Source organism: Serratia sp. D1N4, assembly GCF_054552755.1.
Genome location: NZ_CM137274.1, coordinates 2152987 through 2167240, shown reverse-complemented (window position 1 = coordinate 2167240; position 14254 = coordinate 2152987). Strand labels below are relative to the sequence as shown.

Sequence of the window (14254 nt, the reverse complement as noted above, 5' to 3'; positions counted from 1 at the left end):
AAACATAGCAGGCTGATTTTAAAGATAATTTTTTCGAGCGGAAAATTGACAGGCTTAAAATAATTACATTAAAAAACAGCAAGATGCCGAGTTGTGTATAAGAGACAGCTCCCTGTGGGAGAGGGCCGGGGTGAGGGGGCTTTAGCTCGGTGCTCTTGGTTCCCCCGCCCCCTAATCCCAAGGAAGAGGGAAAACTGGCCCGCAGGGCAATACATTATATAAACCACAGCAAGTGGTACGACTGGAGATTGAGCATGAGTATCGATCGCACTCAGCGGTTACAACCCGTTCCTGCGGTACAACCGCGAGAAACAACCGCTGAGAACACCCTGCCAACGCGCAAAAGCGTGCAGCAGGAACCGGCCGTCAGCGGCACTCAGGTTAAGCTGAGTGACGCGCAAGCGCGCCTGATGCAGCCGGGCACGCAGGATATTGATATGAACCGGGTGGAAGCCATCAAGCAGGCGATCCGCAGCGGTGAATTGAAAATGGATGCCGGAAAAATTGCCGATGCGTTGTTACAAGAGATGCAAAACGATGCGCAATGGATGCTTAACGACGGCTAAAGGGAATCACGATGGAAGACCTGATACAACTGCTGGATAAACTGCTGGTAACGCTCAATGCCTTGGGCACGACGATCGCGCAGGAACATGCCTTGCTGTGTTCAAATACGCTGGCCGGTGTGGCATTGCAACGGGTTACGGACAGCAAAAGCCAGCTGCTGGCCACGGTCAGTTACCTGGAAAAACAGCGGTTAGCGGTAGAACAGCCCCATGGGCTACGGGCTCCTTATACGCATCATGCGCACCTTGCTGCCCATTGGCAACGCGTGCAGCAACTGGGCCAGCAACTGCGTGAGCAGAATCAGCACAACGGTTTATTGATCAAACAACATATTGATCACAACGCACAGGCATTGGCGGTGCTGAGCAAACAGAACTCATCGCTGTATGGCCCTGATGGCCAGGCTTGTGCCAGCAGCCTGCTGGGGCGCAAGATTGGGGTTTAAGGATCTGGGTCGCACCATCAGCAAAAGCGAATATGTCCCTCACGCCGTGTTCATCCCTTATTTCAATATAAAACGCTACTAATCAGTCCCATCGGCATTTCATTAGCTAATAATTAACTCTGCAACGATAAATCTTGCTATAGTCGCAGCATACCTTTCCAAAATCCCCACCCTTCTGTGAAGTTCTCCACGCTTCCCACTTCACTATTTTTGCACCATTTTCCCCGTTTCAGCGACTGCCTCTCGGTGTCTGTTACGCTACGGAGTGTATGAGTGAAAAAAAAATTTATGCGTTGGTTTAGTCATAAGCCCAAACTGCCCCTTGCACCAAAAGAACGTCAGCTTACAACGGAAAAACGCCGGGACGAGGCGACGATCAATGCTGAGCTATTTTCCATCGATCAAATGGAACGCTACGGCCAAAGGCTGGCGCGATCCCATAAGCTGGCCAGCAAGAAAACGCCCTACTTTTTATTAAAACGTCTGGATGACAACGAAACGGTGTTAACCCAGAGTTGCCATATTCTGAGCACCGGCAGCAAAATCAGCATTGCCCCGGCGGGCGAGTGGCTGCTGGATAACTTTTATCTGGTGGAAGAACAGATCCGGCTGGTACGCCACCATTTGCCGAAAAACTTTGGTAAGGGGCTGCCGCAGCTCTCTGCGCCCCATAATTGCCCGCGTATTTATGATATTGCCACCGAAGCCATTGCTCACGGCGATGGCCGCTGGGACACCGCCAGCCTGACCCGCTATATCGCCGCCTATCAGAAAGTCTCGATTCTTACGCTGGGTGAGCTGTGGGCGCTACCGGGCATGCTGCGCCTGGCGCTGATTGAAAACCTGCGGCGCGTCAGCATTGAAGTGGCAGAAACCCAGCAAGAACGCAATCTGGCCACGCGCTGGGTCAACAAAATGCTCGACAGCGCCGAGAACGATCCGGCCAACCTGATCATCGTTATCGCCGAGATGGCCAGCTCCAACCCGCCCCGTGCCAGCGCTTTCGTGGCTGAACTGGTGCGCTGCCTGAAAGGCCATGGCAAAATGCTGGCCCTGCCGCTGACCTGGGTAGAGCAGCGGCTATCGGAAGTCGGGTTAACCAGCGACCAGCTCATCCTCAACTTTAACCAACAGTTGGCCAACAGCCAGCTTTCGGTCAGCAACAGTATCTCCAGCCTGCGCCAGTTGAGCGATATGAACTGGGCCGAATTTGCCGAAACCATGAGCCAGGTGGAACAAACCCTGAACCAGGATCCGGCGCAGATTTACGGCAAGATGCATTTCGATACCCGCGACCATTACCGGCATATTATCGAAACGCTGGCTCGCCAGTGTGCGCACAGTGAAACCGAGGTCGCCAAACAGGTGCTATCGCTGGCGCAAAATGCGGCAGATCAAGGCTGTATGCGCCACGTGGGCTACTATCTGGTGGATACAGGCCGGGATGATCTGGAGCAGAGCCTCGCCATTCGCCGTTCACCGTTAGCCCGGCTGCGCCTCATGCTGAAAAAGGTGTCACTGTTATCCTGGCTAGGCGGCTTGGGCCTGGTCACGGCGGTGGGTAGCCTCTATATTCTCTCTGAGAGTTACCGCAGCGATACCCCGCCATTACTGTGGCTGTTAGCCATCCCGACGGCGATCGTGGTCAGCCAGTTTGCTATCAATCTGCTGAGTGAGATTATCAACCGGCTTAAAACGCCGAGGCCGTTGCCGCGCATGGATTTCTCCTGCGAGATCCCGCCCCAGTTCCGCTCGCTGATCGTGATGCCCAGCATGTTGGTCAGCCGAGCCGGTATCGATGAGCTGATTAACAGCCTGGAGGTGTGCTATCTGGGTAACGTGATGCAACACCTGCATTTCGCGCTGTTAACCGACTTCCCCGATGCGCCCGCACAAACCCAGCCTGAAGATGCCGATTTGCTAGCCTATGCGGTTCACCAGATCGCCCAGCTTAACCGCCGCTACCCAGCCAACCTTGGCACCTCGTTCTTTTTGCTGCACCGCGAACGCGAATGGAATAAGCAGCAAGGGCAGTGGATGGGCTATGAACGTAAGCGCGGCAAGCTGGCGGCGCTGAACCAGTGGCTGCGCCATCAGGGAGATCAGTTTGCCACCGTGGTGGGTAACCACCCTGAAGTGCTGAGCAACGTTAAATACGTGATTACGCTGGATGCGGATACCGTGCTGCCGCGCGAGGCCGCGCACCAGTTGGTGGCCACCATGGCGCACCCGCTTAACTACCCGGTATATGATCCGCAAAGCAAGCGGGTGGTCAGTGGCTATAGCATTTTGCAGCCGCGCCTGGCGGAAGAGATCCCGCGCTATGGGCAGAGCCGCTATGCGGCGATGTCCAGCAGCGTTGCCGGTAATGACCCCTATTCCCTGATGTCTTCCGATCTCTATCAGGATCTGTTTAAAGAAGGCTCCTTCGTCGGTAAGGGGATCTATGACGTCGATATGTTTATCTGCACCACCGACGGCATCTGCCCGGAAAACCTGGTGCTCAGCCACGACTTGCTGGAAGGCTGCTATGCCCGTTCCGGCCTGCTGAGTGACGTGCTGCTTTATGAGCAGTATCCGGCCAACTATCTGGTGGACGTTGCCAGGCGCAGCCGCTGGATCCGCGGTGACTGGCAACTGCTGAACTGGATGCGCCTGCGGGTGCGCCAGGCGGACAACAGCCGCATCGCCAACCCGCTCAGCGTGCTGTCGCGCTGGAAACTGGGGGATAACCTGCGCCGCAGCCTCGTGGCACCCAGCCTGTTGATTCTGCTGTTTTACAGCTTGACCATCGCGCCAAATCCGCTGTTCTGGCTGCTGGCATTCGCCATCATGCTGCTGCTGCCAACCCTGCTAATGCTGTTGCAGGGGCTGATCGGCAAGCCGCGCCGCCGCCCGCTGCTGCAACACGTGAGCATTGTGCTTAACGGCACGCTAAAACGCTTAGCGCATATTGGCCTGCACTTGGCCACGCTGCCGCATGAAAGCGGCTATACCCTGCGGGCGATTGCTGTGACGCTCTGGCGGCTGGCCATCAGCAAGCGCAATCTGCATGAGTGGACCAGTTTTGCTCAAAGCCAGGCCAGTGTTTCACCACAGCTAATCAATTTTTATCGGGCAATGTGGCTGAACCCAGTCGCAGGCATTTTACTGGCCCTGCTGAGCGCAGTGTTCAACCCTGCCCTGCTGCCGTTTGCCCTGGCGCTCGGCCTGCTGTGGTTTATCGCGCCGCGCCTGCTCAGTTGGCTCAGCCAGCAACCGGTACGTCCTTCGGTGGCGATCAACGATCGGCAGCGCCGTTTTCTGCGCCAGACCAGCCGGGAAATCTGGTCATTTTTTGAAACCTTTGCCAATCAGCGGGAAAACTGGCTGCCGCCGGATAACTATCAAGAGATCCCGGTGCCGACCATCGCCCATCGGACTTCGCCCACCAATATCGGCCTGTCGCTGCTGGCTAACCTCACCGCCTGGGACTTTGGCTATATTCCGCAGGGCGAAGTGTTGCAGCGCATTTCCCTGACGCTGGATACGCTGGACAAGATGGAGCACTACCGTGGTCACTTGTATAACTGGTACGACACCCGCACGCTGGCGCCGTTAACCCCGCGCTATATTTCCAGCGTCGACAGCGGCAATCTGGCCGGGCACCTGCTGACGCTCAGCTCTGGCATCAGCGGATTAAAACATCAGCCGATCCTGGATATTCCCCGCCTGATTGCCGGGCTTAACGATACTTTATGCCTGATCGAAGATCGCTGGGGCCAGGATGCCCCGGGTTTACTCAGGCAGGTACGCAAAAGCCTGCACGATCTCGCATCACTGCCGCTCAATCAGCTATTTGTACAGTTGAACGTGATCAGGGTGTTGGCTGCTGGCTTGCCAAACCTGGCGGACGCGAAAGACAACGTATTAATCGACTGGTTGGAAAAGTTTGATAAACAGCTGGGCCTGATGTGCCATGAATGGTCGCTGCTGCTGAGCTGGCTCGCCCCCGATAACGAGTTGGCTACCCTGCCGTCCACCCTGTGGCTGGCGCTGGCCGATCAGCAGCCTTCGATCGGCCCGGAACAACTGGCCAGCATGCAGTTAGCCATTGGTGAAGCCCGCCAGCGCCTGGCGATTATGGCGGAACTGGAAGAACGGCTGAATAATCATGCGATCATGGATTTCCAGTTTCTGTATCACAAGGCCAGCAGGCAGCTTAGCGTCGGCTATAACTGCGATATCACTAAAATGGACAGCGGCAAATACGATCTGCTGCCCTCGGAAATTCGCCTGACCAACTTCTTTGCCATTGCCGCCAATCAGTTGCCGATGAAGAGCTGGTTTGCTCTGGGCAGGCTGTTCACCGTGATCGACAAACAGCCCGCGCTGATGTCGTGGAGCGGTTCGATGTTTGAATATCTGATGCCGCAGTTGGTGATGCCCGCCTACCCAGATACGCTGTTGACCCGCATGTGCCAGTCGGCGGTCGATCGCCAGATTGACTGGGGTAAACAATGTGGCGTGCCGTGGGGCATTTCAGAATCCGGCTATTTCTCGTTTGATCCGCAGCAGAACTACCAATATCACGCGTTTGGCGTGCCGGGATTGGGGCTGCGCCGTGGGCTGGGTGACGATATCGTCATTGCTCCTTATGCTGCGCTGATGGCGCTGATCGTCGCGCCTCAACAGGCTTACACTAACCTGCGGGTGCTGGAGAAGAACGGGGCAAAAGGCCAGTTCGGATTTTATGAGGCGCTGGATTACACCGCCTCCAGGCTGGCTCGCGGCCAGCTTTATGCCGTTGTGCAATCCTATATGGCACACCACCAGGGGATGGGCTTCCTCGCGCTGTCTCATCTGCTGCTTGATGCGCCAATGGTCGATCGCTTTGCTGCCAATCCTTCATTCCAATCCGCCCGCTTGCTGTTACAAGAACGGGTGCCTGATGCCGTTGAGCTTTACAGCCCGCGCCGCCAGTTCGAGTCTTATGAAGGCCGCCTGAAATCCGTCGACTACCAAACCCGTGAATTCAACGACGTAGGCAGCCCAATCCCGGAAGTTCAGCTACTTTCCAATACGCATTATCACCTGATGGTGACGCAGGCCGGTGGCGGTTACAGCCGCTGGAAAGACATCGCGCTGACCCGTTGGCGTGAAGATACCACCCGCGATAACCGTGGGACCTTCTGCTACCTGAGCGACCCGAAAACCGGCGAGATGTGGAGCACCACCTGGCAGCCGGTGGGCAAAACCGCCGAGTACTACCACGCGATGTTTACCGATGCGGGCGCGGAATTCACCCGCACGGAAGGCACCCTCAGCGTACAGACTAAAATCGTGGTCTCGCCAGAGGACGACGTTGAGCTGCGCCGCATGACGTTGACCCACCGCGGACGCCATGCCCGAACGATTGAAATCACCACCTATGCCGAAGTGGTCTTGGCGCCTGCCGCCAACGAGCTGGCCCATCCGGCGTTCAATAATCTGTTTATACAGACCGAACTGTTGCCGCAACACGAAGCGATCCTGTGCCATCGTCGCCCGCGGGAAGCGAAAGAATCCTGCCCGTGGCTGCTGCATATGATGGTGATCCACGGTGACATCCAGCGGGAAACCTCGTTTGAAACCGATCGTTCGAAATTTATTGGCCGGGGCCACACGCCAGCCGACCCGCAGGCGCTGAAACAGGGTGGCGCGCTGAGCAACACATGCGGCCCGGTGCTGGATCCGGTGATCGCTATCCGCCAGCGCATCCTGCTGGAGCCGGGGGTACCGGTGATTATTGATGCCATTTACGGCGTGAGCGAAGATCGCCCAACCACCCTGGCGTTGATGGAAAAATACCGCGACAGCCATCTGGCTGACCGGGTGTTTGAAATGGTGCGATCTCACAGCCAAGTGGTTTTACGCCAACTCAATGCCAACGAAGACGATGCCAGCCTGTTTAACCGCCTGGCCGGTGCCCTGCTGTTCCCTTCCCATGATCTGCGTGCTGAATCGCGGGTGATTATGCAGAACCGGCGCGGACAAGCTGGCCTGTGGGGGCACTCCATTTCTGGCGACGTGCCGATTGTGCTGCTCACCGTCACCGACGAGCAGAATATCAGCCTTGTGACCACGCTGATCCGCGCCCATAACTACTGGCGTTTAAAAGGGTTACACGCCGATCTGGTGATCCTTAACGACAGCATGGGCGGCTACCGCCAAGACCTGCACAATCAGATCGTCGATCTGATTGCTGAAGATGCGCAAAACAGCCAGCGCGATAAATCCGGCGGGATCTTTATCCGCAACGGCGAGCAGGTGTCGGCGGAAGATCGCACTCTGTTGCTGAGCGTGGCGCACATTGTGCTCGACGATCAGAGCGGCGGGCTGCTGGAGCAGATCACGCAGCGGATGCAGGCCACCCTGTCGATTCAGCAGCCGCTGATCCCGAAGGTTAACCTACCGCGCAATCTGCAACCGCTGCGGCGCTTCAATACCGAGCATCTGGCGTTCTTTAACGGCTTTGGCGGCTTCTCAACCGATGGCCGTGAATACCAGATCCTGCTGGAAGAAGGTAAAAATACCCCTGCCCCTTGGTCTAACGTGATCGCCAATGCCAGCTTTGGCACGGTGCTTTCTGAAAGCGGCCAAGCCTATACCTGGTATGAAAACGCCCATGAATATCGCCTGACGCCGTGGGAAAACGATCCGGTGTGCGACAGCTCCGGCGAGGCGTTCTATTTGCGTGATGAAGAGAGCGGCTACCTGTGGTCGCCAATGGCCCTGCCGGTGCGCGGGCAAGGCAGCTACCTCACGCGCCACGGCTTTGGCTATAGCGTGTTTGAGCATCAGGAAACCGGCATTGACAGTGAACTGACGGTGATGGTGGCTGAACATGCGGCGGTGAAGCTGTTTACCCTCACGCTGAGCAATAACTCTGGCCGCACCCGCAAACTGCTGGTGACCGGCTATGTGGAATGGGTGCTGGGCAACCTGCGCTCAACCTCTTCCCGCCATGTGGTGACCTCTGCCGCCAGAGTGGCTAACGGCTGCGGCGTGCTGGCCAATAACTATTATGGCAGCAACGGATCCGAACGAACCGCGTTCTTTGCCGTGAGCGGCGCTCACTGTGCCATCAGTGGCGATCGGGGTGAGTTCCTCGGGCGCAACGGTTCACCGGCCGCTCCGGCGGCGCTGGAACTCCTGCGATTATCCAACAAAACCGGTGCTGGGTTCGATCCATGCGGCGCAGTGCAGTCTGCCACTACGCTGATTGACGGCGATCAGCGTACCTTTGTGTTTGCCTTAGGCATCGGCCAGGACGCGCTTGAAGCGGAAGCCCTGATACGCCAGTTCCTCAATGAAGACGCGGCGAACGCCGAACTGGGCCGAATTCACCATCACTGGCATCAGATGCTGGATAAAATCCAGATCACCACGCCAGATCCGGCGCTGAATCTGCTGACCAACGGCTGGCTGATGTATCAGACGCTGGCCTGCCGAATGCTGGCGCGCAGCGGGTATTATCAGTCTGGCGGTGCTTATGGCTTCCGCGATCAGTTGCAGGACAGCCTGGCCCTGGCGCATTCCGCGCCGGAAAGAATGCGCGAGCAGATCCTCTTGTGTGCTTCACGCCAGTTCGTTGAAGGCGACGTGCAGCACTGGTGGCATCCACCACAGGGCAACGGCGTGCGCACCCGCTGTTCGGATGATTATCTGTGGTTGCCGCTGGCGATCTGCCACTACGTTAAGGTGACCGGCGATAGCTCTATTCTCGAACAGAAGGTCGGCTACCTTGAGGCGCGCAGGCTCAACCCGGGCGAAGAGTCCAGCTATGAGCATCCTTCTATCAGTTCCGTTGAAGAAACCCTGTGGCAGCACGGCGTTCGGGCGATCAAAAACGGCCTGACGTTTGGCGAGCATGGTTTACCACTAATCGGCTGTGGCGACTGGAATGATGGCATGAACTTGGTGGGGATGGAGGGGCGCGGTGAAAGCGTCTGGCTCGGCTTCTTCTTCTACAGCGTGTTACAAGGCTACGCCGCGCTGGCGCAGCAGCGTGATGATGCAGAGATCGAGACGTTGTGCCGGGAACAGGCCGCCACGCTCAAGCAGAATCTGCACGACCATGGCTGGGATGGCGAATGGTATCGCCGGGGTTATTTCGACGGCGGTGAACCCTTGGGTTCCCACACCGCCAATGAGTGCCAGATTGATGCGATCGCCCAAAGCTGGTCGATACTTTCCGGCGCGGGCGATACCGAGCGCAGCCAGCAGGCCATGCAGCAGTTGGATCGGCAGTTGGTTGACACCGATGCCGGGATCATCAAGCTGCTGATGCCACCGTTCGACGGCAACGGCCCTAACCCCGGCTATATTCGCGGCTACCTGCCCGGCGTGCGGGAAAACGGCGGCCAATATACCCACGGGGCAATTTGGGCGGTGATGGCATTTGCCGAGATGGGCGAAGTGGAACGGGCATGGCAACTGATGGCGATGATTAACCCAATCAATCATGCGTTGAACGACGAGGCGGCGGCGCGTTACAAAGTGGAACCTTACGTGATGTGTGCGGATATCTACGCGGTAGACCCGCACGCCGGGCGCGGCGGTTGGAGCTGGTATACCGGCTCTGCGGGCTGGACCTACCGTTTAATTACCGAATCCCTGCTGGGGTTGGAACGCCACGGTGAATTTATCACCCTCCACACGCGGCTCCCGGCCAGTTGGCCTGAAGTCTCGCTGAGCTATCAGCAAGGCAGCAGCCGCTATCACATCACCGTACGGCGCAGCGAGGAGCAATACCGGGTGGTGCTGGATGGCAATGTGCTGGCAGATGACCGGATCCCGATCGGGGATGACGGCATGGACCACCGGGTTGAGGTGTTTGTTTAAGCGGGGTTAAACAAGTGAGGTGTCTGGCTACGGGGTTTGCTTACGTGTGCAAATCCCGTGGTCGGTGGGTAAGCAATGGCGGCTCAAATGCTTAATGGGGATTGATTTGACTGTTGGCTAAGTGCCAGTAGTGGACTTTATCTCTCCGGGTCCACCCGACTATCCATCAAGATATACTGCGCCGCTTTACGCGCATATTGATCAATCAAAGGAACTAGCCGAGTGAAATGCTCACTGGCACAGTGTGCATCGAGTGCTGCCCGGTCAGGCCACTCTTCAATAAAAATAAAATGCCCCGGATCCTTTTCATCCCGGTACAAATCATAAGCAATGCACAGGGACTCTTTCTTCGTTGCTGCGATGAGTTCCCGGTAGAAAGGGAGAACGGTGTCGACGCACTCGGGTTTGATAAAATCTTCAGCGATGACCTTTAGCATGCGAACTCCTTCATTAAAAATGGTACAAGGTTTTCTAGGGGTAATGCCAGCCTGAAGGGCTGTTCAGTGCCAGAAATAGACCTTCAAAAGTTACAGCCGAGCCAACTCAGCGGCCCAACGGAATTGACAATACCTTGGCTAAAGTGGATATGTTGTTGGGCGTTATTTTGCCTTGGCATGTACATTAAGAAAGTGAGTCGAAAACCTTTGTCCTCAACAAACGGAGAAAATCTGCTGAGGTCATACCCCATAATTCTATTGAGAACTCCGCGCCATAGCGGCTTTCAAAATCATTTTCAAGGTCGTCGCATTCTTGGGTAAATTCCTCAATTTCGCCTATTAAGCTTTGCCGTAAAGAAGGTGATGTATCAGCAATCCATGCATCAATTTGAGCTTCCACGCTTTCACCGGAACCAAACAGATCATAATCTTGGCCAAAATAAATTGCGATCAAGCTGTCCAGCTCGGATACGTTGATATCTTTCATAGTAAGGCCATCGGGTAGGCAACAAGGATGAGATAAGGTTTACGGTTTCAGTATTCAAATTTGAACGCCATGCGAAACTTATAGCAGCTGACATTCTACCAGTCGACAGGTACATCGTGATGTAAGCGTGCACAAAACTTTGAACGTCCGCATCACGCCCTGAGTGGACCTGACGACCTTGCTTTCTGCCCACTCCGTGCCATGAGCGGACATAACGACGATGGGTAGGATTAAGCAAAGTACATGTCCATCAAGACATGCTCAGACAGATCTACGCTGCATGGATATGTCCATTGAGCTATGAAACTCCGCCATCTATAGCTCCAGGTTGATACCTCCACAACCTTTAACAATCATATTTTCCCTGGCATATGACGAGAATCACCATATGCCAGAAAGTCTACTTCGCTCACACCAGACTGTCAGGTTATCTACTAAACCTGTCAGCTTAAATCTAACCTGACACAACTAATCAGTAGGTTGGGAGCATTACCGTCAATTGCATTGGGTTATTATAACTGGACACGAAAACCATTTTGTTCTGCTATTTTCCACGCTGAAGCCAACTCAGTTGGCGTTGGTGGAATAATATCAAACCAGTAAAAATTAAATGCTTTTTCTCTCTGTTTATGTAAATCACCCATCGTATCAAACCCATCTCCAGGCAATCCTGTCTCAGAATTTACAACCAATACACTTAATGGTGGTAATTTGTTTTGAGCACAAAAGTGAAGAATATGACCTAGTTGACGATCCATTGTACCTGCACCTTTATAACCAAGAATATCAGCAATCTCTCCATATGTAGTTATCTTACGCTCATAAGCGAATCCGATAAGAATTTGCCATATTTGTAATGCTCTATTCTCAAGGGTATTTTTTTCAGAAAAATATTGGATCATAGATTCCTCTTCAGAGTTATAACACCGGCAACAGGGCCGACCAAATAAGCTCAGCGTTTTGTGTGTCCCGCGACCACAGGGAGCACACTGCTTGCGATAGCTATTCCTAGAATAGGATATCATGATCAAGGTCGTCCACCATTCCCCTATTTTCAGTAGCTCAGGGCTTTAGAGTGGGGACAACTGTCAAAGGTAGCAATTCGCTCTTGAGGGACAGCCATAATCAAATCTCCCACACCTCAGGAGGTTTGATTATGAACACGTCACCGTGGAACAAAAATCGCATCATCGGCCAAAAAAAGCCGCTTCAGATATCCCAAATCTGGGGGATCCGCATCAGACTTGAGCTGGAGGGTAAAACGCGCGATTTGGCTCTGTTCAACATGGCTTTGGATAGTAAGCTTCGGGGCTGCGACCTGGTTAAGCTTAAAGTATCGGATGTTGCATATAGCGGTTCTGTTTCAAGCAGAGCAACGGTGTTACAACAAAAGACCGGTAGCCCTGTCCAGTTTGAGTTAACCAAAGGGACAAGAGAAGCAGTTGCAGCATTGATTAAGCTGGGCAATTTGCACAGTAAAGACTACTTGTTCCAATCACGGGTCGGTTCTTGCCAACATATCTCAACCCGACAATACAGCCGTATTTTTCATGGATGGATAGCAAAGCTTGGCCTCGACGATTCGCTGTACAGTACACATTCCATGAGAAGAACAAAACCTTACCTGATATATAAGAAAACCAAGAATCTTCGTGTGATCCAACTCCTGCTTGGACATAAGAAACTGGAAAGCACGGTTCGTTATTTGGGCATTGAAGTCGATGATGCGTTGGAGATCTCTGAGTCTATCGAAGTCTAGGATTGTCAGGGCTGCAACTGCAGCCCTTTGCCAAAAGCAGATGATATTCACATCACTGTGCGTTTTTTATATCGATAATATAGTCATCCCACGGTCAGGAAATACAAGGGGGCTTGGTTTTTCAGATGAAATTAACTTGAACCTCGGCCTCACGTAAAATAATCCTAAAAGGGCTAATCAGTGCTGAGAAAAGATGCATTCCTATCACATGGGATCTTTAAAAATCAGCTTAATTAATTTCTTTACGCGTGACCATGATATTATCTAAAGTGATTTAAGATAGTCAATATAACCTTTGGCGTTAATTTCCAACTCTTTTTCCGAGATTTCAAATTCCGCACCATAGAAGGAATAAAACGGAAGATAATTTGCACCCACATATTTTGCTGTCATTTCGAAAGGTAGAAGTATTTCCTCTAGTGAGTGATGGTAGCGCCCATTACAGGTGAAGTCTTCTTGCTTAATGCCAGCGCTCACGGCCAATGCAAATTTACGGCCTTTAAGCTTATATCCACTATTAGAACCGTATGCCCAGCCGTAGGTAAGGACTTCGTCCAGCCAACTTTTCAGCAGTGGAGGGCAATTAAACCAATAAAGTGGGAACTGCAGAATAATACTATCATGTAGCTCAATTAACTTCTGCTCTTTTTTAACGTCAATAACACCATCAGCATAGGCTTGGTAAAGGTTGTGAACAGTATATAAGTCAGGATGTTTAGCTAACTCGCTGACCCACCTTTTATTTACAATAGAGCTATTTAAGTTTGGATGAACAACAATAACTAAAGTTTTCAAGTACCCCCCCCTCTCATTAACTAATAAATTAACATTCTGTCAGATGTTTGCATCATAGCCGGGGTTGTATTAAAGTACAATACTATCACTTTAGATATATACTATACAAAAGGATAGTGCAATGAGCGAAAGAAAGTTTGATAATTCCTGCGAAATTATGGGAGAAACAGGTTTTGCCTATACGCTTTCACTGGTAAGTGGAAAATATAAAATGATTATTCTCTATTCTTTAGCAGGAGTTAGTTCTGTTCTGAGATTCAATGAGCTCAAACGCCGTATCGGGACAATTTCATACAGAACACTTAGTCTGACGCTGAAGGAGCTGGAAAGCGACGGCTTAATTATCAGAAATGAGTACCCACAAATTCCGCCAAAAGTGGAATACAGCCTCTCTGATAGAGGGCTGTCGCTTATCCCAGTTTTAGATCTAATGTGTGACTGGGGGAACGTTCATCGCGCTGACAAAACGAACGAAAAATAGTTATAAAGCACAGTAAGTTGCAATATCAATTTTAAAAAATTACTAATGTTTAATGGAGAAAACCTAGTTTAGTCAGGGTAAAGTGTATGCGTATTCAATAAGCTCTTGGACCATGACGTACGCTTCTCTCGAAGCTGCCATAGCAAGGTGTTCGGGCAGCTATGAGCGAGCAGCGGAAGTTGGCAACTCCAACAAAATGACTAACATTGAGGTGTCTTAATCAACGGGGAGCAGGTCAAAACTGCTAATGCCGCTTTAAAACGTATTGGCTATAGTGGTAAGTTAGTTGCTCATGGTTTGAGAGCTCTTGCTCATAGTGATAAAATCAGATCAGAAAAGCTTATAACAGATCGATTTATCTTGAGCATCGAATTGATTTGATGAAGTGGTAGGGAAGTTTTTCAAAAATAAGAATGGA

Annotated in this window: 9 protein-coding genes and 1 pseudogene; 6 read left to right on the top strand and 4 right to left on the bottom strand. The window is 52.7% G+C overall.

The annotated features are described in order from the left end of the window. The first annotated feature begins 254 nt into the window (after positions 1–254). The 3 genes from flgM to ACX1CU_RS09300 all read left to right on the top strand — a co-directional run bounded on the left by flgM (position 255) and on the right by ACX1CU_RS09300 (position 9877). The gene (flgM, locus tag ACX1CU_RS09310; protein ID WP_459402276.1) at positions 255–566 is read left to right on the top strand and encodes a flagellar biosynthesis anti-sigma factor FlgM; all 312 of its coding nucleotides are present in this window, start codon (positions 255–257) and stop codon (positions 564–566) included. Between the two features lie 11 nt (positions 567–577). Further along, entirely contained in the window at positions 578–1012 is a 435-nt protein-coding gene (locus ACX1CU_RS09305) for a flagella synthesis protein FlgN (protein ID WP_459402275.1), read from the top strand. A 273-nt stretch (positions 1013–1285) separates the two neighbouring features. Next, a complete protein-coding gene (locus ACX1CU_RS09300) occupies positions 1286–9877 on the top strand; it encodes a GH36-type glycosyl hydrolase domain-containing protein (RefSeq protein WP_459402274.1) in 8592 nt (2863 codons plus the stop codon). A gap of 137 nt (positions 9878–10014) precedes the next feature. Here the strand turns inward: ACX1CU_RS09300 and ACX1CU_RS09295 are convergent, their stop codons facing one another. The 3 genes from ACX1CU_RS09295 to ACX1CU_RS09285 form a co-directional block, all read right to left on the bottom strand. After that, positions 10015–10314 carry a putative quinol monooxygenase gene (locus tag ACX1CU_RS09295; protein WP_459402273.1) on the bottom strand — a complete coding sequence of 100 codons (300 nt, stop codon included), beginning with the start codon at positions 10312–10314 and terminating at the stop codon, positions 10015–10017. A 184-nt stretch (positions 10315–10498) separates the two neighbouring features. Beyond that, a complete protein-coding gene (locus tag ACX1CU_RS09290) occupies positions 10499–10801 on the bottom strand; it encodes a contact-dependent growth inhibition system immunity protein (protein ID WP_218520036.1) in 303 nt (100 codons plus the stop codon). Positions 10802–11313: 512 nt separating this feature from the next. Continuing rightward, positions 11314–11703, bottom strand: a complete 390-nt coding sequence (locus tag ACX1CU_RS09285) for an MGMT family protein (protein ID WP_459402272.1) — start codon at positions 11701–11703, stop codon at positions 11314–11316. 254 nt (positions 11704–11957) lie between these two features. Between ACX1CU_RS09285 and ACX1CU_RS09280 the strand changes: the two genes are divergently transcribed. Continuing rightward, positions 11958–12560, top strand: a complete 603-nt coding sequence (locus ACX1CU_RS09280; RefSeq protein ID WP_049635414.1) for a site-specific integrase — start codon at positions 11958–11960, stop codon at positions 12558–12560. A 264-nt stretch (positions 12561–12824) separates the two neighbouring features. On the opposite strand, the gene ACX1CU_RS09275 is transcribed toward ACX1CU_RS09280, so the two are convergent. Beyond that, a complete protein-coding gene (locus ACX1CU_RS09275) occupies positions 12825–13355 on the bottom strand; it encodes an NAD(P)H-dependent oxidoreductase (RefSeq protein WP_459402271.1) in 531 nt (176 codons plus the stop codon). Positions 13356–13476: 121 nt separating this feature from the next. On the opposite strand from ACX1CU_RS09275, the gene ACX1CU_RS09270 reads away from it, so the two are divergent. After that, entirely contained in the window at positions 13477–13836 is a 360-nt protein-coding gene (locus ACX1CU_RS09270) for a winged helix-turn-helix transcriptional regulator (protein ID WP_459402270.1), read from the top strand. Between the two features lie 237 nt (positions 13837–14073). Then, positions 14074–14228, top strand: a pseudogene (locus ACX1CU_RS09265) (integrase); the annotation flags it as partial. Positions 14229–14254 lie beyond the last annotated feature (26 nt).

Excerpts from the sequence above, each read along its gene's own strand:
- flgM (WP_459402276.1), top strand. The coding sequence starts at position 255 with ATGAGTATCGATCGCACTCAGCGGTTACAACCCGTTCCTGCGGTACAA.
- ACX1CU_RS09305 (WP_459402275.1), top strand. The coding sequence starts at position 578 with ATGGAAGACCTGATACAACTGCTGGATAAACTGCTGGTAACGCTCAAT.
- ACX1CU_RS09295 (WP_459402273.1), bottom strand. The coding sequence starts at position 10,314 with ATGCTAAAGGTCATCGCTGAAGATTTTATCAAACCCGAGTGCGTCGAC.
- ACX1CU_RS09290 (WP_218520036.1), bottom strand. The coding sequence starts at position 10,801 with ATGAAAGATATCAACGTATCCGAGCTGGACAGCTTGATCGCAATTTAT.
- ACX1CU_RS09285 (WP_459402272.1), bottom strand. The coding sequence starts at position 11,703 with ATGATCCAATATTTTTCTGAAAAAAATACCCTTGAGAATAGAGCATTA.
- ACX1CU_RS09280 (WP_049635414.1), top strand. The coding sequence starts at position 11,958 with ATGAACACGTCACCGTGGAACAAAAATCGCATCATCGGCCAAAAAAAG.
- ACX1CU_RS09270 (WP_459402270.1), top strand. The coding sequence starts at position 13,477 with ATGAGCGAAAGAAAGTTTGATAATTCCTGCGAAATTATGGGAGAAACA.